Below are 21,108 nucleotides of genomic sequence, written 5' to 3' on the forward strand. Positions count from 1 at the left end.
GTGTTATCTCTAAATTGCTAGCTAAAATGAGATACTTTCTTTCCCCATGTTAGCGGTTCTTTGATGACAATTTGATGACAATTAATTTTTAGAAATTTTGAGAAGTTTGCTAGAAGGTCTTATTTACTGGTGCCGGATGACGGATTCGAACCGCCGACCCACTGATTACAAATCAGTTGCTCTACCAGCTGAGCTAATCCGGCCATAAGATCCCGTAGTCCATACCATAGGATCTGGTCTAAATCAATCTCTCGTGAGAGGATTTATTGAATAAAACGAATGGTGAGGGGATAGCGATACGCGATCCCATCGTTGGTCTTGATAGACGCGATAATAACACACACGGCTTGGAAAATCGCCAAGGCAAAGAGCAACGCCAATCCTACCAGCACAAAAATAAGAATAGAGGCCACCACGCCATACAGGGTGACGGACAGCTGAAAATTCAGGGCCTCTTTACCATTGCGATCGATAAGGTCTGAGTCCTGGCGCTTCATCAGCCAAATAATCAAAGGGGCAATAAGGTGACCAAAAGGGATGAGATAACCCGCCAGGCCACTTAAGTGACAAAACGTTGCCCACATTTTCTCCTCATTCTTCGGCGCGGGCCGTATGATCTTTTTTGAAGCTTTAGCCATGAATTCCACCTTGTGTCATTTTGAGGAGTATATCATTATTTTTGAGTATTCTCAAAATTTTCACATATTTTTGAATGATTTCGAAGCGTTAAAGGATTACTCTAGGGAAATCAAACTTAAAGGAGGCTGTCCATGGCGAAAGTTTTACTGTTTGTTGTTTTTGTTTTGATCCCCCATATGGCCTCTGCTTCGTGCTGTTGGGGATTCTGTTCTAAAGATGACGGCGATGCCAAACCCCACAAGAGCCGCTCAAGTGGAAGCGCCACAGAAGACACGGATACCCTGGAAGAATCGGCGAAAATAATAAAGCCGCTTACGGCTGAGTCTTTAAGCGCCCTCGTCAAACAACAAATTTCTTATATCATCCATGACGGAATTCGCTATCGCTTCTTTCGAACCTTTAAATGTCCCGATTGTTTTACAAAAATAGACGACACGGGGACGTGGGATATCCCGCCCGATGCCATCACCCTTTTGGACAACGGGCATTTGCAAATCACTGTGAACTACACCTTTCACAATCCCCGCTTTGGACAAATTATGACCCAGTCCGTCGAGATTCTTCTTCAGCCGAGCTAAGAGACACGGGGCCGCCCACGCACAAGAGGTTCATCACTTATAGGCGTGGCCAACAAGAACGGAGACTTCCTTCGCATTTTTTTCTTAAACACCTGTCCTCTTAGTACTTTTTTTAACTTTCTTTCCTAAACTGAAAAAGTGACAAGGGCATGAAAGAAGGAGAAAGGCCATGGGCGATATCTCCCTTATGTTGCAGGGTTATCAGTTAACAACCGCAGAAATTGTTTATCATCTTCCCGATTATCCAGAACTTTTGCAAAGCTATATATGGCAAGATTATGACTTGGCGCCGAAATATCCCGTGCTAAAAAAGTTTCTGCATTTTTGGGAGAGCAGTTTAGAAGGCAAAATGCATTCCGTGATGATAAGCTCAAAACCGCTTTTAAGCCCAGCGGAATGCGCGTATTTTGCTTCCGAGTGGAAAATTCACTAAATCGTTAAGCCGCAACCACAGAGCCTAAGCTATCGTGGATACGCTCGATCACCTTTTCCTTATCAACCGCTTCAACAGCGGCCACTTCGGCGGTGAGGCGTTCAATAGCGGCTTGATAGATTTGGCGTTCGCTAAAGGATTGCTCGGCCTGGTTCACCCCACGATACAAATCGCGAATCACTTCTGCGATGGAGGTCAACTTGCCTGAATTGATTTTCAATTCGTATTCTTGAGCGCGACGGGACCAAAGCCCTTTTTTAGAGCGGGCCGTCTTTTTCAACGTGCTAAAAGCTGTGGAAATTTCTTTCTTTGTGCTCAAGGCTCGTAAACCTGACGCTGTCGCTTTTGCCATGGGCAAACGTAATGTCATGCGATCCCGTTCGAAAGAAATCACAAAAACCTTGAGTTCACATCCAGCAACCTTTTGGGTTTCAATGGCGAGTACACGTCCCACACCATGGGCGGGGTAAACTACAAGATCGCCACTTGAGAAGTCATATTCCTTGGCCATCGCTTTAAATCCGTTTATTAGTTATACCAGAGAGATAGAAGTAGATAATACAAAAACTTACCCGCTGTCAAGTAGAGAGTTTTATTTTTGTTCTTTTGCTTGTCTTGTGTTGATGAAATGCACCAAAGGAGTATTTAGACGTAATTTCTCATTTCTTTCCTTATTCTTGAACCTTTAGGCAAAATTCTTTTAAACAAGCGAGGATTATCCGAGTACTTCCATAAGCCCTATCGGCAAAAACTTCAAAAGAAGGGGGTAGCGCTAGATCTTCATGGGCTGAAACTTCGATGACTATTAAAGATCCTTTATCCATCCACTTTTTCGCGATGAGGGCCTCGATGGTTTTTAAAACCAATCCGTGACCATAGGGAGGATCAAGAAAAACCAGATCCATTTTTTGAGGGGCCTTAGGCAGACGCAAAGCATCACACAGGTAAGTCTGACACTGTTTTTCCACCTTCAGGTGGTGGATGTTTTCAAGCAGTATTGTGTAAACAGGCTTGTTTTTTTCAAAGAAAAAGCTCTGGGCCGCGCCCCTGGATAAAGCCTCTAACCCCAAAGCCCCTGACCCCGCAAAAGCATCCAACACGACTTTATCGTCAAAGCAATCCCCCTGACTTTGATAATGGGAACTTAAAATACTAAACAACGCTTCCCGCACCCGATCTTGGGTCGGCCGCGTTTTTGAGGCGGGCGGTACTTTAAGACGGCGCCCTTTGTATAAGCCTGAAATGATTCTCATGCGTCGTCTTCTCGTTTTGAGAGGAATTTTTGGAAATCCTTTTCCGCGACCTCTTTAACGCCGTTCAAGGGGAGAGCTCCTAGATTAAAAGGACCATAGGACAAACGAATGAGTCGATTCACTTGACAATCAATGGCTTCCATCAGACGCCGAATTTCTCGATTTTTACCTTCCGTCAACGTCATCTTTACCCAGACGTTCGAAGATCCTGGCGTTGAATCCAGCACTACCTCGGCAGGAGCATAGTGAATGCCCTCAACGACCATCCCTTTCCTCAGTCTGTTCAGTTTTTGCTCATTGAGAGTCCCTTGAACCCGGACGCGATAGGTTCTTTTAAGGCCCGTCGACGGATGTTCCAAAAGACGGGCTAAGGGACCATGGTTGGTTAACAGCAGCAACCCTTCGGAATTCAAGTCCAGACGCCCAACAGAGAGAATATGAGGGCCTAAAGATTTCAGTTGATCAAAAACCGTGGGCCGTCCTTGGGGATCCCGGTGGGTCGTAATCAAGCCGCATGGTTTGTGATAAAGCCAGAGTCGAATCACCGGCTTTGATCGTAAGGGTTTTTGATCAATGAGAATTATATCTGTTTCAGAAACGAGGGTGGCGGGCGTTTCAACACGCACCCCGTTCACATGAACGCGTCCCTCAACAATCCATCGTTCTGCTTCACGCCTTGAACAAACGCCCCGCTGGGCAATAACTTTGGCTAGGCGATGACGGTGTGGGTCGCTCATGCCCCGTGTATACCCTGTGTCGCCTTTAAAAAGGCTTTAAAAATTTGAGGGTCTTGAGGGCTGACATGATATTCAGGATGCCACTGAACCCCTAAACAAAAAGGATGATCCACAACTTCGATGGCCTCAATAATACCATCCTCGGCCCAAGCCGTTGCGATAATTCCCTTTCCCAATTCTTTAATACATTGATGGTGGGAACTATTGACCGCTGTTTCTGTGACTTGGAGAATATTAAACAGTGTTGAGTCCGGTGCGATTTTTATTGTATGGGACGGCTCATGACGCTGGGCCCCCTTTGGATGGGCCGTATTGCTCTCATGAACGAGGGAATTGGCGATATCGTCTTCAATATGCTGATTGAGGCTTCCCCCCAACGCCACATTCATAAGTTGATGGCCACCACAAATCCCGAGGATTGGGATTTTTTTGGCAAAGACCTTTTCAAAGAGAGCCATCTCCGAGTTCGTGCGGTGGGCGTTGATTTTAACCTTGGGATGACACATGGACACACCGTACCGGGCCGGATCAATGTCAAAATCCCCGCCCGTAAAAATAATCCCGTGAAGGTGATCGACCGCTTCTAAAGTCGCGGGCGTCGGCGCTAACAAGAGGGGAATGCCTCCCGCTTCTTCTACGGCACAGACATAACGATGGGAAAGGGCAAACCAGGGATACGCGGAATAATCGCCACTTTGGCGATAATCGAGAGTGATGCCGATCAAAGGCTTCTGAATTTTCGTCGTCATAATCGTTTTCTTACGCTATGCAAGGCTTGATTGCAATGGGTCATTGCGTTAAAATTGATTAAAGTTTAGGAAAAAATGTTGCGATTACGACACACACGTTTTCAAAAAAACTAAAAATCCCCCCTCAAGATTGCTTTCACTCCTTAAAACGCGTTTCATGGGCACGTGGTAATAGATGTTTTGGACGTGTGCGTCTTATTAATGGATTTACCGAAAACAGATAAGGCACCGTCAAGATTTTTAGGAGAAAAAAGGATGAAAAAGTTTTTACTCGGTACAACAGCAGTGGCTTTGGGAATGGTGACATTAGCAAGCCCTGTTATGGCGGTAGCCCAAGAGAAATTTGGGGCAAATCGCAGAGATACAACCCCAAGTTTGACGTTCTCAGGGGAAGGTAACTTCCATATGATGTTCTTCAAGCAAAAACAAAGGGACATTGACCCAGCAGTTGGAGCTCTTCAGGCTCCTGGTAAAGGTCAAGGCACACACTTTGAATTTGCCGACACCCGCTTCAATATCGCTGTGGACGGCAAGACCCAAGGCTATGGGGAAATGGATTATGGAATGCTCATTGGTCTCAATGGGGATAAAAATGAAACTCAAACCATTGATGAAGCCCGCGTTCACTTAAAGGGCGAATGGGGAACCATGACAGCCGGTAATACCCGGGGTATTGAATACACCATGTCTGTTGGTCCTCTTCAAGATGTGATGGGCGGAACCGGCGGAACCGATGGTAACTATACCCACGTTGTAAACAGAACCACGGGCGTTGTTGTGAAGGCGCAACCTTTGGGTCGTTCCCTTGATTCTACAAAAATCAACTACTACACACCCAGAATCTATGGGTTTCAAGCTGGATTCAGCTTTACCCCAAACTCCCGTCATTTTGGTGAAAGGCGCTTATTTACCCTCACAAATACTCATGACGGCGCTAATGCGATTCCTTTCGACAAAAATCACATTGCGGCTGGGTTAAATTTTAAACATAAATTCAATTGTGGTATAGATCTCGCCGCTAGCGCTATCGGCCTCTGGGCAGGAAGCACTCAACAAAACCGTGGAAGACTCGCTCCAATTGGTAACAACTTTTTAGCACCGCAAGTTGTTGGAGCTTCAGGAACTGCAAACCGTCAAAAAACAAAAGCATACCTTTTGGGGTTCGTTTTGGGGTATGGCAATTTCGAAGGTGGCTTTGAATTCATCGATAACATGAAGAGCCAAGAGTTGATTGGTCTCAGTGATAACGATGCCGGTCGCATCTATAACTTTGGATTGGCCTATAACATCGGCCCAGATAAGATTTCTGCCTCTTATAGCCATACAACCCGTCGACTCGGTAAAAATGCTGCGGTACCAGCGTCTGTTAACCTCGGCCGTGCAAAAGCCAACGTCTTCTCCTTGGCTGCTGAACGTAAGCTCGCGCCTGGTTTGGTCTTCTTTGCTGAAGGTACATACTTCAAGTATGATACAAACAATCAAATGAATAACGCAAACTATGCTGGTGCCCGTGAATGGTGGGCTGTAAGCAGCTCTGGAAGTGCCAGCGAGCCTAACTTCGTTGACAACAACCGTGGCCATGTTGGTGTACTCGGTATGCGCGTAAAGTTCTAATCAATAACAATACTGATCATGAACTTGGGGGAGGCTTCGGCCTCCCCTTTTTTATTGTCTATAATGACATTCCTGCTTGGTCATCGCGAGACTCCTCTTGAGAGTCGTGGCGATCCACCTTATTTATTGTGATGGATCACATCGCTGCGCTCGTGATGACGATTGAGAGGGAGTTACTGCGAGACCTCTGGCCGCGGCAGTCCAACGTTTTACTTTTCCCCCTCACAAAAAATACAAAATTATAGCAGATGTTAAACGCTACCCCCTTGACCTTAAAGCGGAAAGGCTCCATACCTTGTTCATTCACTTCACGATAAAGAGGACAAGGATTATGGCTAAAGTTACGTATATTCTCGGATCATCCTTCATCGCCATCGCCCTTTTAGGCGGGTGTGCCAGTGACGCTATTAAAAACGACGAGGACATTCCCGGTCGCCGCGAGCAACGCTATAAAGACATAGGGAAGTTGTTCGGAGATGATACGTTTGCCATTGGTCCTAAAGCCCACGAAGAAGAGCCCACCAGTGGCATAGGCGTTAACAGCTATCTCTGGCGCGCGGCCCTTGATACCATCAGCTTTATGCCCTTGAAATCCGCCGATCCTTTTGGCGGAGTTATTTTAACGGAGTGGTATTCACCGCCCGCCACCCCCAATGAACGCTTCAAAATTGATATTCGCATTTTGGACCGCCAATTGAGAGCCGATGGCGTAAAAGTCTCCATCTTTAAACAAGATCTCCAAGGGAACCAATGGATCGATATGACGATCGATACGCAACGGGCAACGGATATTGAAGACGCTATCTTGACCCGGGCCCGTCAAATTAAGATGAATATGTAAGGATTGGTGATGGCCCTCGACGATCGGTATAATCCCAAGGAAAACGAGCAAAAATGGCAAACCGTATGGCACGATCAACAATCGTTTAAGGCCGACGACCACCCCACAAAGCCGAAGTATTATGTCTTGGAAATGTTCCCTTATCCTTCTGGGCGTATTCACATGGGCCATGCCCGCAATTACACGATTGGGGATGTCATTGCTCGGTTTAAAAAAGCCGAGGGCTTTCACGTCCTGCATCCCATGGGATGGGACGCCTTTGGATTGCCCGCTGAAAATGCAGCGATCCAAAACAAGCGTCCTCCCGCTGAATGGACCCATGAAAACATCGCCATTATGAAGCAACAACTCCAAGCCATGGGGCTTTCCTATGACTGGAGCCGGGAAATCTGTAGCTGTGATGCCAATTACTATGCCCATGAACAAAAGATCTTTTTAGATTTCTACACACATAATTTTGTGTACCGCAAAGAAAGCTTTGTGAACTGGGACCCTGTCGAGCACACTGTGTTGGCCAATGAACAAGTCATCGATGGGAAAGGATGGCGTTCCGGCGCCCCCATTGAAAAGCGCAAGCTTCAACAATGGTATCTGAAAATTACGGACTTTGCGGAAGACCTCTTAAAAGGCTTGGATACGCTCACACAGTGGCCTGAAAAAGTAATCACCATGCAGCGCAATTGGATCGGAAAGTCCTATGGGGCAACCGTTGAGTTTGTCATCGAGGGCCGCTCAGACGCGCTTAAGATTTTCACCACGCGCCCTGAAACACTTTTTGGCGCAAGCTTTTGTGCCCTGTCCCCCAACCATCCCTTAGCCGAAGAATTGTCCAAGACCAATCAAGCCCTCGCAGACTTTATTATAGACTGCAATAGGGCGGGAACCAGTTTAGAAGCCATCGAAAAGATGGAAAAGCGCGGTCTTGATACGGGCCTTAAGGTCGTCCATCCCTTTGATCCAACGTGGACATTGCCCCTTTATGTGGCCAACTTTGTGCTGATGGAGTATGGAACCGGAGCGGTATTTGCCTGTCCTGCCCACGATGCGCGCGATTTTGAGTTTGCGAAGAAATACAATCTGCCTATCAAGGCGATTCTCCATCCCAAAGATGCTGATGAAACCTTCGCGGTACAGGATCAAGCCTATGAAGGGGACGGGATTCTCTTTCATTCGGATTTTATGAATGGGATTTCCAATGCTGACGCTCTGCCCCTTGCTATTCAAAAGCTGGAAGACCTTAAAAAAGGCGTGGCCACCCTCACCTATCGCTTAAGGGATTGGGGTGTTTCCCGCCAACGGTATTGGGGATGTCCCATCCCGATCATTCATTGCGGGGTATGTGGCGTCGTTCCTGTGCCAGAAAAAGATCTGCCCGTGCTTTTGCCAACGGATGTAACCTTTGATAAGCCAGGCAATCCCCTCGCCCACCATCCCACATGGAAAAATGTTTCCTGCCCGACGTGTGGTCAGGCGGCGCAACGGGAAACTGATACGCTGGATACTTTCTTTGAGTCCTCATGGTATTTCGCGCGCTTTTGTTCCCCCCAGGCCCCAACGCCCTTTGTTAAGGAAGTTGCCGATACATGGCTGCCCGTGGATCAATACATTGGCGGTATTGAACATGCTGTCCTCCACCTTCTCTATGCACGTTTTTTCACCCGCGCTTTAAAAGCGTGTGGGTATCTGAATATTGAAGAGCCTTTCCAACGCCTGCTTTCCCAAGGCATGGTCTGTCATATGACCTATCGGGCGCACAATGGCGATTGGTTATTGCCAGAAGAAGTCGGTTTTGATGATGCGGGGAAACCCTATCGTCTCAGCGATCACAGCCCTGTCCGTCCTGGACGCTCTGAAAAAATGAGTAAGTCCAAGAAAAACGTTGTTGATTCCCAAATCTTTATCGACGCTTTTGGCGCCGATACAGCACGTTTGTTTATGATCTCTGACAGTCCTCCAGAGAGGGATTTTGAATGGACCGATGCGGGAGCCCAAGGGGCGTGGAAATATTTGAATCGTCTTTGGCGTTATGGCGTGTCTATTCTTGACGACCTCAAGACAAAGGCCCCCATGCCCACAACCCTCAACGATACTGAACTGTCCTTGAGAAAAACCGTTCACCAAACCCTGAAAACAGCGACAAAGGATCTGCGCGTTTTTCACTTAAATCGTTATGTGGCTCGCTTGCGGGAGTTAAGCAATATTCTCTTTGACCTCAACCTTGAGAGTGTTCAAAAGCCCGTGTTAAAAGAAGCCTTTGAAAGTCTTCTCCAGCTTTTAAATCCCGTAGCGCCTCATATTACAGAAGAACTATGGCAACGGTTGGGTCATTCTGTGATGTTGACAGAAACAGCCTGGCCTGTTTTCGATGAAGCTCTGGCCCACGAGGATAGCTTTACGTTGGCTGTCCAAGTGAATGGTAAACTTCGAGCAACCCTCGAGATCACCGAAGATCACCCCCAAAGTGAGATTGAAGCGTTGGCTCTCGACGATCCCCGAGTCAAAGCTCAACTTGACGGCAAGCAGGTGAAGAAAATGATTCTGGTTCCCAAAAAGGTTTTAAACATTGTTGTCTCTGGTTAGATTCTTTTTCCTTATCGGTCTTTTGAGCGGGTGTGGCTTCCAACCTATGTATGCCCCCCATCATGGGACGTCAGAAGAACTGACGAAGATTAAGATCAACGTTATCGCAGATCGAACAGGGCAGATGCTCCGCAACAAGCTCTCTCAAAACTTTACACCCCATGGTCATACATCGGCGCATCCTCTTTATGCCCTTGATGTCAGAGTGACTGAAACTCGTTCGGATATCAGTTTTCGTAAAGATGCCACCTCTCGGCGCGCTCAAATTACGATGGTGGCTCATTATAGTTTAAAGAGCCTGGACACTCAAAAAATCGTCACGGCGGGAACTGTTGAAGAGATTTCAGGGTTCTCCATTGGGTCCCAAGCTGATTTTGCGTCTCTGCCCGCTGTTGTGTCCGAGAAAAACACCCGTGAACGCCTTATTGAAGCGCTGGCTCAAGAGATCACCCTTCAGTTGGCAGGATATTTCATTGAGAAGCAAGGATAAGATGTAGTGAAGATTCAAACCTTCTTACCTCTGTTACAAAAAGCGCCCTCTCTTCCAGCTGTTTTTTATCTTTATGGCTCTAACCAAGGTCTTCTTTCATTTCGCGAACAAACCCTTCTTAAAATTCTTAAAGAAACTCATCGTTCTCTGAAAGTTGATGTTCTTGAAAGTTTCGAAGACCTGAATTTTTTGGAGAGCCCGTCCCTCTTCGGAGAGCCCAACGATATAAAGCTGTATCGATTTGATCAACTGACGGAAAAATCTTTAGGGACCCTACAAGAGACAGTGAAAACATTAAACACGTCTCTCTTGTTGATCAGCCAAAGTCTGAATTTTAAATCAAAAGTAACCCAATTTTTGGAAACTCAGCCTCATTGTTATGCCCTTGGCTGTTACCTTCCCGCCCAGGATGAAATCACTCAATATGCGCGTCTGTTCTTAACAAAACATTCGATCACTCTTGATCCCTCTGTTTTTACCGTGTTGATCGACCTTTTGAAAACGAACCTGGAGCAATTTCATCAAAACCTTGAGAAGCTTTCTCTTTATGCTCATAACACCTCAACGTTAACGCTTGAAGACATCGAAAGCCTTTTGATATCAGACCTCAAACCTAATTTTGAGCTGTTATGCCAAGGGGTCTTAACCCGTCAATCGAAAAGTATCATCGAGCGTATGCCCCACAATCTGGACGTTCAAGACAGCATTGCTCTTCACCGTCTCATGCTCCGGTACTTTTTAAATCTTTTTGAGCTACGCCATTCTCTGAACGACCATACGCCGCTTGATAAAGCGCTGACGACACTGTCTCAACCGGTTTATAGTAATCAAGCTAAGATTCTGAAGTCAGTTCTCCCTCTTTGGTCTGTTGGGGGGCTTAAAAGTGTTTTGGGACAACTAGAGATCCTTGATCGCTCTTTAAAATCAGGACTTACAGACATGCGTGAACATTTTCTGGAAATTCTATTAAGGATAGCCTATCTTAAGGATTCTTAAGATATAAATTATAAGGGAAAAGAAATGTTCTCTCTGAAGGAAAGAATTGGATGGCTTCCGGCTGAAATTTGGCCAGTTACGATAGCGAATATGCTTGTGGCCATCTCGACAACCATGGCGTTTAGCATTTCCCCTTTTTATATTACCGCTGTTCTCGGGATCAGTATGTTTTCCATGGGCGCCATGGAAGGCTTTACGGAAGGCCTCTCTCAGATTAGTAAACTTTTCTCTGGGATATCGAGCGACTATTCTCGCAAAAAGAAACCAACGTTGATTTTTGGGGTTCTCATGACAGCGCTCTCAAAGCCATTTTTTATTTTGGCGGCGGGTGTGGGCGGCGTCATGACTTCAAAAATTCTTGAACGTATGAGTAATGGTGTTATCGCGACCCCCAGAGATGCTTATGTGGCCGACATCTCAACCCGTGATACGCGGGGAGCGTGTTATGGCATCATGATGACGGGCAAAACAGTGGGATGCATTATTGGACCTTTTCTCGTAAGCTTTTTAACTTTGTTTACAGAAAATTATCGCGTTCTTTTGTGGATTGGCCTCATTCCGTGTTTGGTTGCCGTTATATTGCTGTGGAAAGGAATGAACGAAGAAGTTTCGGGCACACAAATTAATCTCCCCTTAAAAACTCAAGAAAGTCGCTTATCGTTGAAAGATATCGCGAAGTTGCCCCTTAATTATTGGTCGTTGCTTATCACCTCATCTTTATTCATGTTTGCGCGCTTTAGTGATGGTTTTTTAGCGCTTCGTCTTAAGGAACTGGGAGCTCCAACGTGGTTATGTATGGCGACGATTGGCATTTTTAATGCCATTTCAGCGTTATGTTGCTATCCCATTGGTCGTCTCTCGGATAAAATCGATCGTTCAAAACTGCTCTATTTTTCTTACATTACCCTGTTGTTGTCAAACGTTTGCTTTATTTTTGCGACAGATTTGTGGTTGGGCCTGGTGGGCGTCTTGCTTTGGGGAGCGCAACGGGGAAGTTCACAAATTTTATTTACAGCCATTGTTGCCGATGAATCCCCCAAACGCATCTTGGGAACAGCCATTGGTTTATTTTATATCGTCATAGGGGTTATGTCATTATTAGCAGGAGCTGTTTGCGGTTGGTTTGCTGACGGCGCTTTAGCGTGGTCGTTCGTTTTCGGGGCGTCTGTTTCCACATTGGCTACGATTTCTCTCGCCTTGAGAAATCGTTTCTTTAATCGCCCAACGCCTGTTTCAGAAACACCTGTGGTTGGCCAAGGCGAAACTCTAGAAAAAATGATCGCCTAGAGCTTTTCGTTGTTTTTGGTAAATCTATCCAAAAGTTGATCTAACTGCTCTAGATCTTTAAAATAAAGAGTCAATTGATAGGGCTTATTTTTGAGCGACACCTCGGCTTTTACCCCTAACAAATTACTAATCATCTCTGTAAGCTGTTGATTGTCTCCTATCTCTTCCGGTTCAGCCGTTTTTTGGGGGGACAGTTTTTTGGGAGAGACCTTATTGTGCGTCTCTTGAACGAGTTTTTCAGTTTGTCGAACGGTGAGATTCTGATTAAGAATTTTTTCTGCCAACTCCCGCGCATTGGGCTGCCCCACCAAACTGCGCGCGTGACCCGCCGTTAGTTTTCCTTGACGAACATAGCTTTGAATATCTTCAGGCAACGTTAATAAGCGCAAAATATTGGCGATATGACTGCGACTTTTTCCAATGATTTTTCCAAGCTCTTCTTGCGTATGGTGAAACTCAACCATCAACTTTTGATACCCTTCCGCTTCTTCAAGGGGGTTCAAATCTTGACGTTGCACGTTTTCAATCAGCGCTGTTTCGAGGGCCTCTACGTCGCTTAAGGGGCGCACAATGACGGGGACTTGATCTAATCCAGCCTTTTGAGCCGAACGCCAACGCCGTTCACCGGCGACAATTTCAAAAGGACCTGAATGACCGATCAGAGGTCTCACAATAATGGGTTGCAAAATCCCCTTTTCTTTAACGGAAGCCACCAGGGAGTCCATGTTCTCGTCATCAAAAAGACTACGTGGTTGATAACGGCCTGCCACCAAATCATTAATATTAATCATACGAATTGTATTGGCCGTGTCTTCTGACAAATCAGGGCCAAGAATTGCAGATAATCCGCGACCAAGTGAACGAGATGGATTTACCATTGTGATCCTCCGGCTTGTTTCAATAATATTTCGCTGGCCAAGTGCATATAAGCAATAGAACCCGTGTTTTGCACATCATAAATAACGACGGGTTTTCCGTGGGAAGGCGCTTCAGAAACCCGCACACTCCTCGGAATAACTGTTTTAAAGACTTTATCTTTAAAGTGATAGCGGGCATCTTCGGCCACCTGTGCCGAAAGAGCACTTCGTTTATCAAACATTGTTAAAACGATGCCTGACAGTTTAAGGGTGGGGTTAAAAGTATTCCTGACACGTTTAATAGTTTCAACCAATCGTGCTAAACCATCCAGCGCATAAAATTCACACTGAAGGGGGACGAGTACTTCGTCGGCGGCCACTAGGGCATTCACCGTCAGTAATCCTAAGGCCGGTGGACAATCGATAATAATATACTGATACTCTAAGCGCGCTTGAGCGAGCGCATCTCTCAATTTATACTCCCGCCCCTTCAGAGAAACCAATTCAATTTCAGCCCCAGCCAAATCGCTTGAGGCTGTTGATATATAAAGATTCGGTATTTTTGTACGGCCAATACCTTTTTCGAAGGATGTTCGTCCAATAAGAATATCGTAGGAGCCGGATTTCGTCTGTCGATCAAAATGCCCCATCCCCGTTGAGGCGTTTCCTTGAGGATCTAAATCAATGAGAAGGACTTTTTGTTCGACAGAGGCTAAAGAAGTTGCAAGGTTAACAGCAGTCGTCGTTTTACCAACCCCCCCTTTTTGATTGGCCACGGCTATGATGGTCATCCTCTTCCCCCTTGCGTTGTTTTAAGCTGCTTATTTTTATAATTACCCCACTTTGATCTGTTCGGCTAGGGAATTTTTCAACATTAAAAATCCAAGTTTGGGCGGCTTCGGAAACCTCTTCATCGGTCGTTTTTCCCTTCAAGAAATACCCCTGCACACTATCAGTGCCGAGATGCTGCATATAGGCCATGAGGTGATTCAAGGACGTCAGGGCGCGACTCGTAATAAGAGGAGCGTGTAAGGAGTCAACTGTTTCTATGCGCTGGCAAATCACTTTTGTCTTCAAAGAAAGAACACGACTGACATGGCGCAAAAATGTCGCCTTACGTTCATCTTTTTCAAGGAGAATAACGTCATCGTTTCTGAGAATAGAAAGAACAATTCCCGGGAATCCACCCCCACTTCCCAGATCAACAATTTTCCCTTCTTGAGGAAGAAAATGAAGTAATTGTGCGGAGTCAACCACATGACGCTCCCAGAGCGTAGGAATAGACTCTTTGGAGATAAGATTAAGTTTTTCTTGCCACTTCAACAGTATTTGAACAAAGCCAACAAGTTGAAAAAATGTTTCACGTGAAACACACGCTCCCAACAAGCCACAAAAACGATCGTGCTCCATCGGGTCTAAGTGTTCATAGACTCATAAAAATCAGCGTTGTTCTTCGTCTGACGCAACTTTTCAAGGAGGAACTCCATGGCTTCTTGGGGTCCCATGGGATTTAAGATACGGCGCAAAATCCACATTTTCGCTAATTCCCCCTTATCAACCAACAACTCTTCTTTACGCGTTCCAGAGCGCGTAATGTCTATCGCGGGGAAGACGCGCTTATCTGACAACTTACGATCCAAAATAATTTCACTGTTTCCGGTGCCCTTGAACTCTTCGAAAATAACTTCGTCCATACGCGATCCCGTGTCAATCAAGGCTGTTGCAATAATGGTGAGGGATCCTCCCTCTTCAATATTACGAGCAGCGCCAAAAAAGCGCTTTGGTTTTTGCAGAGCATTGGCATCAACACCCCCCGTTAGCACTTTCCCCGAGGACGGCACGACTGTGTTATAGGCGCGCGCCAAACGAGTAATAGAGTCCAGAAGAATAACGACATCTTTTTTATATTCCACAAGGCGTTTCGCTTTTTCAATAACCATTTCAGCAACCTGTACGTGACGGGAGGCAGGCTCATCAAAAGTCGAGCTCACCACCTCTCCTTTGACGGAACGGGCCATATCAGTCACCTCTTCCGGGCGCTCGTCAATCAAAAGAACAATCAGATAAGCCTCTGGATTGTTTTTTGAAATAGAGTGGGCGATTTGCTGCAACATCATCGTTTTACCGGTTCGGGGAGGTGCCGTAATTAAAGCACGCTGTCCCTTCCCCAAAGGACTTGTTAAGTCAATCACCCGTCCCGTAGAATTATCTTTTCCCCCGTTGTCATATTCCAATTTAAAGCGTTCATCGGGATAAAGGGGCGTTAAGTTATCAAAATTAATACGATGCCTTACGTTTTCTGGGGGTTCAAAGTTAATGAGGTTAACTTTGAGAAGCGCAAAATAACGCTCTGAATCTTTGGGGGCGCGAATTTGTCCTTCAACAATATCCCCTGTTCTGAGACCAAATCGTCTTGCTTGACTGGGGGAGACATAAATATCATCGGGTCCTGGCAAGTAATTGGCTTGCGCAGACCTTAAAAAACCAAATCCATCTTGAAGAATTTCCACCGTTCCTTCGCCAAAAATAGGGACGTCCTTTTCTGCGAGTTTCTTTAAAATAGCAAAAACAAGATCTTGTTTTTTCAGGGTGGAAGCATTCTCAATTTCGTGTTGTTCCGCGAGCTCCAGTAACTCAGCAGGCGCTTTAGCTTTTAATTCATTGATATTCATTGCTTAAATTTCATATTTATGTTGGAAAAATTTAGTTTTGATGGCCCTATGACCACTTGGATTTTTTTACTATACCCCTAAAAAGGTTTAATGACAACCATAATTACGATAATAATCATAAAAACAGCCGGAATCTCATTGATCATTCGGTAGAAGGTGTGTGAACGCTGGTTTTGATCTCGCTCAAAATCCTTGCGCCATCGGGCGAGGAAACCATGGTAGGCGGAAAGCAACAAAACAAACAGGAGTTTCACGTGCAACCACCCCAAAGGACTCACAAGCACCCCTGGTACCATCAACAAAAGCCCCCCAAAAATAAAACTAGCGATCATCGCCGGATTAATAATGCCCCTTAAAAGACGTCTTTCCATAATCTTCAGGGTTTCAGAAAGCTCGGAGCCAGGTTTGGATTGAGCGTGATAGACATACAACCTTGGCAAATACAACATCCCCGCCATCCATGACATCACAAAAATAATATGAAGCGCCTTTATCCATAAATAATAGCCGGTCAAATAATCAGCCACGATACCCCCCACATGTACATTGTTTATCACCTGCTATACACACTGTTTCTTTTTCATCTTTAACTAAACGGGCAAGAGACTGAATGAAATCAGGATGATCTGAAACAGTCGGAATACGATGATAAAAAGGAACCCCGACTCTTTTCGCTAAAGCGCGATACTCAATATCCAACTCAACAAGCGTTTCAGAGTGCTCGGAAACAAAAGCTACAGGCACAATCACCACTCCCAGCCCCTCTCTGCCAGCTCGGTGTATTTCATCATCCGTATAGGGACGAATCCAAGACAAAGGCCCCACCCTACTCTGATAACATGTTACCCAATCTTCAATTGGGATTTCCAGTCGCGTCAGTTCTTTTAACACCGCAGAGATCGTCATCTCTACATGTTTGGGATAGGGATCTCCCCCGTCAACAATTTTTTGGGGTAATCCATGGGCCGTAAACAAGACCCTATAGGACTTTGATGGTTTCAAGGACTTTAATTGATCTGCAAGACGTTGAGCGATTGCTCTTACAAACCCCCCCTCCTCTGGGTAACAACAAATCACCTCTGTTGGGATCACCCTCTCTTGTTGTCGACTATACTCTTTCCATTCATCCAAGGACGATTGGGTCGTGGTCGTTGAAAATTGAGGATACAGGGGCAAAAGAACGACTTTATCTGGATTCCATTCTTTTATCTGCTCAACCGTTTCCTCTAGTCTTGGCCGCCAATAGCGCATCCCTATAAAAACTTTATAATTCTCTCCCAAAATCTTTTCTAAAGCGCGGGCTTGCGTTTCAGTGTTTTCTAAAAGAGGAGACGCCCCTCCTAGGTGTTTATAAATCTCCTGCGCTTGCGGAGCACGTCGCTTTGAAATGATTTTCGCCAGCCCATGGCGAATCCCCCAAGGAAGTCTCAAAATCGCAGGATCCTTGAATAAATTATACAGAAAGGGCTCAACAGATTGTAAGGAATCAGGGCCGCCTAAGTTAAACAAAACAACAGCAACTCTTTGACTAGCCATCAACATTCATCTTTCGCACATGGTCAATCAGCTTCTGCACATTTTCAGGCGGTGTCTTGGGCAAAAGTCCGTGACCTAAATTAAAAATATAAGGGCGATTTTTGAAAGCTTTCAAATACGTATCGGCTTTTTTGATCATAGCCTCTCCTCCAAGCACCACCAATTCCGGATCAAGGCCGCCTTGATAAACTGTTTGTGGAAGAATCTGCGCAAGAGCCTCTGGATTAAAAGTTGGATCCAGACTTAAAACATCTATGCCCGTCTCTTTCACATACGGTACGATTCTTTCTCCGATATTTTTAGGGAACCCCATGAGAGGCACTTGGGCAGAAAAAGCCTTCAATTCCTTGACGATCTTTGTTACCGGCTTCACTACCCCTATCTCATATAAGTCTTGGGGGGCTTCTCCTGCCCAAGTATCAAAAAGTTGCACCACCTCAGCCCCCGCTCTTACTTGATGCTTAAGATACGCAACAACAGCGTCTGTCAGCAACTCCATAACTTCCCGAAATTGCTGAGGATTTTCTTGCCCCCATGCAATAGCTTTTGAAAACCCTCGCTTCCCCCGTCCTTCGATCATATAACAATACAGGGTCCAGGGAGCGCCAGAAAAGCCTATTAAACTTATATGGGGGGGCAAGCAAGCTCGAAGGGTTGTCAAAATCTCAAAAACGGGTGAAAGCGTTTGTTCAAGGCGATCGATCTTCAGATTCTTTAAATGAAAGTCCCCGAGAATTGGTCCGACGCCTTCTTCAAAACCCACATGCTGACCTAAAGCATGGGGAATGACGAGGATATCTGAAAAAAGTATGGCGGCATCCAAATCATAACGCTTCAGAGGTTGTAGAGTTGCTTCCACAGCCAATTTTGGGGTGTAGCAGAATTTTAAAAAATCTGGTTGTTGCGCGCGTAGAGCGCGATATTCAGGAAGGTATCGGCCGGCTTGTCTCATAAACCAGATGGGTACACGTTGAGAACTTTTGGTTCGAATAAGGTCAATTAAGGGTTTCATGAACGGGCTTTTTACTCTTCTTCTTTATATATTATTACTAAGTAATAAGGTAGTAGATGTAGTAGTCCTGTGGAAAACTCTTTTCCGGAACCAGGGGAAAAAGTTATATACCGTTTCTTGTTCTTCTAACACATTGGATTTTCTTAAGGTAGCCCTCTCAGCCAATATTTTTCTATCTTCTTATCCACAGATGTATAATTTTCGGATAAAGTAGGGATAAGACATGTAACTCTGGGAATAAAAAGTTACCCACATACGAATAAGAGAGGGCTGGTGATAACTTATGGATAAAACCCCTGCAACGATTATACTGGGGATGACAGGCTCTATCGGGATGGGGAAATCGACCACAGCCAGGCTGTTTAAAAAAATAAAGGTTCCCATCTTTGATGCTGATGCTTGTGTCCACGACCTTTATCAAGACCCTGAGGTTTTGGATGATATTCAGCAGGCCTTCCCCCAATCTGTCCTCGAGGGCAAAGTCGTAAAACACTGGCTCAGAGAAAACGTGTTTTCTGATCCTGAAAAGATTAATGCCTTGGAAGCTATTCTTCATCCGCGTGTTGCTCAAGCAAGAGACGCTTTTATTCTTTACCATCAAAAGCGTGGAATACCGCTTGTTGTTCTTGATATACCTCTCTTATTTGAAAAAGGAATCAATACCCTGTGTCATTACGTGTTAATGGTGTGGGCACCAGAAGAAGTAAGACGAACGAGAGTTCTTGCCCGTCTTCATATGAATGAAAAAAGGTTGCAAGAAATTTTAAAGCGTTTTTTACCTGAAGAAGAACGTAAAAAACGCGCAGATTTTGTTCTTGAAACTTCAAGAGGAAAGAGTAAAACCTTCAGAGATCTTAGAAATCTGCTGAACCCAATTTGTTTACAATTAAGGAAATACAATGCGTGAAATCGTCCTCGACACCGAGTCCACAGGACTTGACCCCAAATCTGGTCACCGCTTGGTGGAAATAGGATGTCTTGAGCTGATGAATCATGTTCCCACCGGAAATGTATTTCATTGTTATATCAACCCTGAAAGAGACATGCCGCAAGAAGCTTTTAATGTTCATGGGTTGTCCGAAGAGTTTTTAAGGGATCATCCAGTTTTTAAAGATGTGGCAGAAAAATTCTTAGAATTTATTCAAGACGATATTCTTGTGATCCATAACGCGCGTTTTGATATGAAATTTCTAAATCATGAACTTGGTTCTCTTGAGATTGCTCCGTTAAGTTTTGAGCGCGTCATTGATACATTACAAATTGCCCGTGAGAAATTTCCAGGATCTCCTGCTAATCTTGATGCGCTCTGTCGTCGTTTTAATGTGGATAACTCAACACGTGTTAAGCACGGTGCTCTTTTGGATGCGGAATTACTCGCAGAGGTTTATTTAGAATTAATAGGGGGCCGTCAGTCTACCTTCCATCTTGAAGAAGAAGCTCAACATATACTCTCAAGAGTTGATGGACACACTCAGAATGTGCGTCCAATTCGTTCTTTTCCTGCCAGTGAAGAGGAACTAAAGAATCATAAGGAAATTTTAGGAAAAATTTCTAATGCTCTTTGGAACTCTTTTTAGACTCTTTTGCTTTCGGGTCCGAAGGATCTGATTTTGCTTCTGACATAAACTGTTGACGATAGAGTTCCGCAAAATCAATGGGGTTCAATGACAAGGAAGGGAACCCAGCTTCACGTGTAATATTAGCAATAATAGCCCGTGCCATAGGGAAAAGAATTCTTGGGCACTCTATCATTAAGATTGGGTGTACGTTTTGTTCAGGAATGTCACCAACCGTAAAAATGCCAGCATATTCCAGCTCAACCAAAAACATTCTTTCTTTATCGCTAGTGGCGTCTGCTTTAATGTGTAGAACGATCTCAAAGGTTTTATCCTGAACAGGGTTAGCCTGAAGGTCAACGTTAACGCTTATTTCTGGAGCTTTTTCTTGTTGCGTTAAACTTTTTAATGGATTGGGGTTCTCAAAAGAAAGATCTTTAATGTATTGACCATTCACAAGAAGAGGGGCCATCGGAATTTGATTCTGAGAGTTTTGAACGTTTGACGTATGAGGGACAGACTTTTTTTTGTCTGGCATAATTTGCTCCTTAGAAAAATTTTATTTTGGGGTATATTAACTAAAAACACACACGCCGCATAGTGTTTTCTCAAAGGAGAAAAAGATAGAATGAGTTTAGACACAGAAGTCCTTCAGATTATCATCTTCGCTCTTATTGCTGGTGTAATTTTATACAGATTATATCTTGTCCTTGGCGAAAAACGGGGGCATGAAGATAAAGAGCGCGCCGAAAAAATATCGATTTGGTTAAAAGGCGAAGTTATTGATGATAAGATTAAAGCTGCAACGCCTCCTGAAGTTATTCCTGAAAAATTTAGCTCTGAAATTGCGACCCTTAAGTCCATAGATCCAACTTTTTTATGGAAAAATTTTATCAAAGGAGCAAGCCAAGCTTTTGAAATTATCATCAGTCACTTTGCAAAAGGCACTATACAGGACATTGAATCTTTACTCAGTAAAGATATTTATAAGGATTTTAGCACAGAATGCGAAGCGCGAAAAAAGGCAGGGGAAGTGCTTGAGACAACGCTGTTGCGCGTAGAATCTGTGACGCCTGAGTATATTACTGTATCGGGAACTATGGCTCGGATTACACTGCTTTTTGTTACGGAACAAACGCACATTTTGCGCGACAAGAGTGGCAACATTCTTGAAGGCGATCCAAAACAGTCAGAAGAAATCCATGATACATGGACGTTTCAGAAGGACTTAAAATCCTCGGATCCAAATTGGATGCTTGTAAAAATTAACAGTTAAGG

The 21,108-nt window shown here is 44.8% G+C and carries 24 protein-coding genes and 1 tRNA gene; 11 read left to right on the plus strand and 14 right to left on the minus strand.

Annotated elements, in window-relative coordinates:
* Positions 1–127 precede the first annotated feature (127 nt).
* Together GQ61_RS05535 and GQ61_RS05540 are read right to left on the minus strand one after the other, a co-directional pair.
* Positions 128–203 (minus strand) — tRNA-Thr (locus tag GQ61_RS05535).
* A gap of 60 nt (positions 204–263) precedes the next feature.
* Positions 264–638, minus strand: coding sequence for a DUF4870 domain-containing protein (locus tag GQ61_RS05540; RefSeq protein WP_085784364.1), 375 nt, complete (start codon positions 636–638; stop codon positions 264–266).
* Positions 639–770: 132 nt separating this feature from the next.
* Between GQ61_RS05540 and GQ61_RS05545 the strand changes: the two genes are divergently transcribed.
* Complete coding sequence (locus GQ61_RS05545; RefSeq protein ID WP_085784365.1) at positions 771–1,217, plus strand: hypothetical protein; 447 nt, start codon at positions 771–773, stop codon at positions 1,215–1,217.
* Between the two features lie 169 nt (positions 1,218–1,386).
* Positions 1,387–1,650, plus strand: coding sequence for an usg protein (locus GQ61_RS05550; protein ID WP_085784366.1), 264 nt, complete (start codon positions 1,387–1,389; stop codon positions 1,648–1,650).
* Between the two features lie 4 nt (positions 1,651–1,654).
* On the opposite strand, the gene GQ61_RS05555 is transcribed toward GQ61_RS05550, so the two are convergent.
* The 4 genes from GQ61_RS05555 to GQ61_RS05570 all read right to left on the minus strand — a co-directional run bounded on the left by GQ61_RS05555 (position 1,655) and on the right by GQ61_RS05570 (position 4,389).
* Positions 1,655–2,161, minus strand: coding sequence for a CarD family transcriptional regulator (locus GQ61_RS05555; RefSeq protein WP_085784367.1), 507 nt, complete (start codon positions 2,159–2,161; stop codon positions 1,655–1,657).
* 160 nt (positions 2,162–2,321) lie between these two features.
* Entirely contained in the window at positions 2,322–2,903 is a 582-nt protein-coding gene (gene rsmD / locus GQ61_RS05560; RefSeq protein ID WP_085784368.1) for a 16S rRNA (guanine(966)-N(2))-methyltransferase RsmD, read from the minus strand.
* A complete protein-coding gene (locus GQ61_RS05565; RefSeq protein ID WP_085784369.1) occupies positions 2,900–3,640 on the minus strand; it encodes a pseudouridine synthase in 741 nt (246 codons plus the stop codon). Before GQ61_RS05565 ends, rsmD begins: the two co-directional genes overlap by 4 nt.
* Positions 3,637–4,389, minus strand: coding sequence for a gamma-glutamyl-gamma-aminobutyrate hydrolase family protein (locus GQ61_RS05570; protein WP_085784370.1), 753 nt, complete (start codon positions 4,387–4,389; stop codon positions 3,637–3,639). The genes GQ61_RS05565 and GQ61_RS05570 overlap by 4 nt, the downstream gene beginning before the upstream one ends.
* A gap of 255 nt (positions 4,390–4,644) precedes the next feature.
* Here GQ61_RS05570 and GQ61_RS05575 point away from each other — a divergent pair, with 255 nt between their 5' ends.
* From GQ61_RS05575 to GQ61_RS05600, 6 genes are all read left to right on the plus strand, one after another.
* The gene (locus tag GQ61_RS05575; protein ID WP_198157287.1) at positions 4,645–6,003 is read left to right on the plus strand and encodes a porin; all 1,359 of its coding nucleotides are present in this window, start codon (positions 4,645–4,647) and stop codon (positions 6,001–6,003) included.
* 331 nt (positions 6,004–6,334) lie between these two features.
* Positions 6,335–6,844 carry a DUF3576 domain-containing protein gene (locus tag GQ61_RS05580; RefSeq protein WP_085784372.1) on the plus strand — a complete coding sequence of 170 codons (510 nt, stop codon included), beginning with the start codon at positions 6,335–6,337 and terminating at the stop codon, positions 6,842–6,844.
* Positions 6,845–6,853: 9 nt separating this feature from the next.
* Positions 6,854–9,424 (plus strand): leucine--tRNA ligase, encoded by a 2,571-nt coding sequence (leuS, locus tag GQ61_RS05585; protein WP_085784373.1) that lies wholly within the window; start codon positions 6,854–6,856, stop codon positions 9,422–9,424.
* 46 nt (positions 9,425–9,470) lie between these two features.
* Positions 9,471–9,914 (plus strand): LPS assembly lipoprotein LptE, encoded by a 444-nt coding sequence (gene lptE, locus GQ61_RS05590; protein WP_157111153.1) that lies wholly within the window; start codon positions 9,471–9,473, stop codon positions 9,912–9,914.
* Positions 9,915–9,920: 6 nt separating this feature from the next.
* Positions 9,921–10,910 (plus strand): DNA polymerase III subunit delta, encoded by a 990-nt coding sequence (gene holA / locus GQ61_RS05595; protein ID WP_085784375.1) that lies wholly within the window; start codon positions 9,921–9,923, stop codon positions 10,908–10,910.
* Between the two features lie 24 nt (positions 10,911–10,934).
* Positions 10,935–12,197 (plus strand): MFS transporter, encoded by a 1,263-nt coding sequence (locus GQ61_RS05600; protein WP_085784376.1) that lies wholly within the window; start codon positions 10,935–10,937, stop codon positions 12,195–12,197.
* Here the strand turns inward: GQ61_RS05600 and GQ61_RS05605 are convergent.
* From GQ61_RS05605 to hemE, 7 genes are all read right to left on the minus strand, one after another.
* On the minus strand, positions 12,194–13,075 hold the full coding sequence (locus GQ61_RS05605) for a ParB/RepB/Spo0J family partition protein (RefSeq protein WP_157111154.1): 882 nt from the start codon (positions 13,073–13,075) through the stop codon (positions 12,194–12,196). The two genes, GQ61_RS05600 and GQ61_RS05605, sit on opposite strands and share 4 nt — an antisense overlap.
* Positions 13,069–13,845 (minus strand): ParA family protein, encoded by a 777-nt coding sequence (locus tag GQ61_RS05610; RefSeq protein WP_085784378.1) that lies wholly within the window; start codon positions 13,843–13,845, stop codon positions 13,069–13,071. Before GQ61_RS05610 ends, GQ61_RS05605 begins: the two co-directional genes overlap by 7 nt.
* On the minus strand, positions 13,802–14,464 hold the full coding sequence (rsmG, locus tag GQ61_RS05615; protein ID WP_085784379.1) for a 16S rRNA (guanine(527)-N(7))-methyltransferase RsmG: 663 nt from the start codon (positions 14,462–14,464) through the stop codon (positions 13,802–13,804). Before rsmG ends, GQ61_RS05610 begins: the two co-directional genes overlap by 44 nt.
* Positions 14,465–14,469: 5 nt before the next feature.
* Entirely contained in the window at positions 14,470–15,726 is a 1,257-nt protein-coding gene (rho, locus tag GQ61_RS05620) for a transcription termination factor Rho (RefSeq protein WP_085784380.1), read from the minus strand.
* A gap of 77 nt (positions 15,727–15,803) precedes the next feature.
* A complete protein-coding gene (gene hemJ / locus GQ61_RS05625; RefSeq protein WP_085784381.1) occupies positions 15,804–16,253 on the minus strand; it encodes a protoporphyrinogen oxidase HemJ in 450 nt (149 codons plus the stop codon).
* Complete coding sequence (gene hemH / locus GQ61_RS05630) at positions 16,246–17,262, minus strand: ferrochelatase (RefSeq protein WP_198157288.1); 1,017 nt, start codon at positions 17,260–17,262, stop codon at positions 16,246–16,248. Before hemH ends, hemJ begins: the two co-directional genes overlap by 8 nt.
* On the minus strand, positions 17,255–18,274 hold the full coding sequence (gene hemE / locus GQ61_RS05635) for a uroporphyrinogen decarboxylase (RefSeq protein WP_085784383.1): 1,020 nt from the start codon (positions 18,272–18,274) through the stop codon (positions 17,255–17,257). The genes hemH and hemE overlap by 8 nt, the downstream gene beginning before the upstream one ends.
* 283 nt (positions 18,275–18,557) lie before the next feature.
* On the opposite strand from hemE, the gene coaE reads away from it, so the two are divergent.
* Together coaE and dnaQ are read left to right on the plus strand one after the other, a co-directional pair.
* Positions 18,558–19,181, plus strand: a complete 624-nt coding sequence (gene coaE, locus GQ61_RS05645) for a dephospho-CoA kinase (protein ID WP_085784385.1) — start codon at positions 18,558–18,560, stop codon at positions 19,179–19,181.
* Positions 19,174–19,851 (plus strand): DNA polymerase III subunit epsilon, encoded by a 678-nt coding sequence (gene dnaQ, locus GQ61_RS05650; RefSeq protein ID WP_085784386.1) that lies wholly within the window; start codon positions 19,174–19,176, stop codon positions 19,849–19,851. The genes coaE and dnaQ overlap by 8 nt, the downstream gene beginning before the upstream one ends.
* Here dnaQ and secB read toward each other — a convergent pair.
* The gene (secB, locus tag GQ61_RS05655; RefSeq protein WP_085784387.1) at positions 19,826–20,368 is read right to left on the minus strand and encodes a protein-export chaperone SecB; all 543 of its coding nucleotides are present in this window, start codon (positions 20,366–20,368) and stop codon (positions 19,826–19,828) included. The genes dnaQ and secB overlap by 26 nt on opposite strands.
* Positions 20,369–20,458: 90 nt before the next feature.
* Here secB and GQ61_RS05660 point away from each other — a divergent pair, with 90 nt between their 5' ends.
* Positions 20,459–21,106, plus strand: a complete 648-nt coding sequence (locus GQ61_RS05660) for a Tim44/TimA family putative adaptor protein (RefSeq protein WP_085784388.1) — start codon at positions 20,459–20,461, stop codon at positions 21,104–21,106.
* Positions 21,107–21,108: the final 2 nt, after the last annotated feature.

This window comes from Candidatus Nucleicultrix amoebiphila FS5, assembly GCF_002117145.1.
Classification (GTDB): domain Bacteria; phylum Pseudomonadota; class Alphaproteobacteria; order Caedimonadales; family Nucleicultricaceae; genus Nucleicultrix; species Nucleicultrix amoebiphila.

Bases quoted from the DNA above. Each gene is read 5' to 3' on its own strand.
- GQ61_RS05540 (WP_085784364.1), bottom strand. From the start codon at position 638: ATGGCTAAAGCTTCAAAAAAGATCATACGGCCCGCGCCGAAGAATGAG.
- GQ61_RS05545 (WP_085784365.1), top strand. From the start codon at position 771: ATGGCGAAAGTTTTACTGTTTGTTGTTTTTGTTTTGATCCCCCATATG.
- GQ61_RS05550 (WP_085784366.1), top strand. From the start codon at position 1,387: ATGGGCGATATCTCCCTTATGTTGCAGGGTTATCAGTTAACAACCGCA.
- GQ61_RS05555 (WP_085784367.1), bottom strand. From the start codon at position 2,161: ATGGCCAAGGAATATGACTTCTCAAGTGGCGATCTTGTAGTTTACCCC.
- rsmD (WP_085784368.1), bottom strand. From the start codon at position 2,903: ATGAGAATCATTTCAGGCTTATACAAAGGGCGCCGTCTTAAAGTACCG.
- GQ61_RS05565 (WP_085784369.1), bottom strand. From the start codon at position 3,640: ATGAGCGACCCACACCGTCATCGCCTAGCCAAAGTTATTGCCCAGCGG.
- GQ61_RS05570 (WP_085784370.1), bottom strand. From the start codon at position 4,389: ATGACGACGAAAATTCAGAAGCCTTTGATCGGCATCACTCTCGATTAT.
- GQ61_RS05575 (WP_198157287.1), top strand. From the start codon at position 4,645: ATGAAAAAGTTTTTACTCGGTACAACAGCAGTGGCTTTGGGAATGGTG.
- GQ61_RS05580 (WP_085784372.1), top strand. From the start codon at position 6,335: ATGGCTAAAGTTACGTATATTCTCGGATCATCCTTCATCGCCATCGCC.
- leuS (WP_085784373.1), top strand. From the start codon at position 6,854: ATGGCCCTCGACGATCGGTATAATCCCAAGGAAAACGAGCAAAAATGG.
- lptE (WP_157111153.1), top strand. From the start codon at position 9,471: ATGTATGCCCCCCATCATGGGACGTCAGAAGAACTGACGAAGATTAAG.
- GQ61_RS05600 (WP_085784376.1), top strand. From the start codon at position 10,935: ATGTTCTCTCTGAAGGAAAGAATTGGATGGCTTCCGGCTGAAATTTGG.
- GQ61_RS05605 (WP_157111154.1), bottom strand. From the start codon at position 13,075: ATGGTAAATCCATCTCGTTCACTTGGTCGCGGATTATCTGCAATTCTT.
- GQ61_RS05610 (WP_085784378.1), bottom strand. From the start codon at position 13,845: ATGACCATCATAGCCGTGGCCAATCAAAAAGGGGGGGTTGGTAAAACG.
- rsmG (WP_085784379.1), bottom strand. From the start codon at position 14,464: ATGGAGCACGATCGTTTTTGTGGCTTGTTGGGAGCGTGTGTTTCACGT.
- rho (WP_085784380.1), bottom strand. From the start codon at position 15,726: ATGAATATCAATGAATTAAAAGCTAAAGCGCCTGCTGAGTTACTGGAG.
- hemH (WP_198157288.1), bottom strand. From the start codon at position 17,262: ATGGCTAGTCAAAGAGTTGCTGTTGTTTTGTTTAACTTAGGCGGCCCT.
- hemE (WP_085784383.1), bottom strand. From the start codon at position 18,274: ATGAAACCCTTAATTGACCTTATTCGAACCAAAAGTTCTCAACGTGTA.
- coaE (WP_085784385.1), top strand. From the start codon at position 18,558: ATGGATAAAACCCCTGCAACGATTATACTGGGGATGACAGGCTCTATC.
- dnaQ (WP_085784386.1), top strand. From the start codon at position 19,174: ATGCGTGAAATCGTCCTCGACACCGAGTCCACAGGACTTGACCCCAAA.
- secB (WP_085784387.1), bottom strand. From the start codon at position 20,368: ATGCCAGACAAAAAAAAGTCTGTCCCTCATACGTCAAACGTTCAAAAC.
- GQ61_RS05660 (WP_085784388.1), top strand. From the start codon at position 20,459: ATGAGTTTAGACACAGAAGTCCTTCAGATTATCATCTTCGCTCTTATT.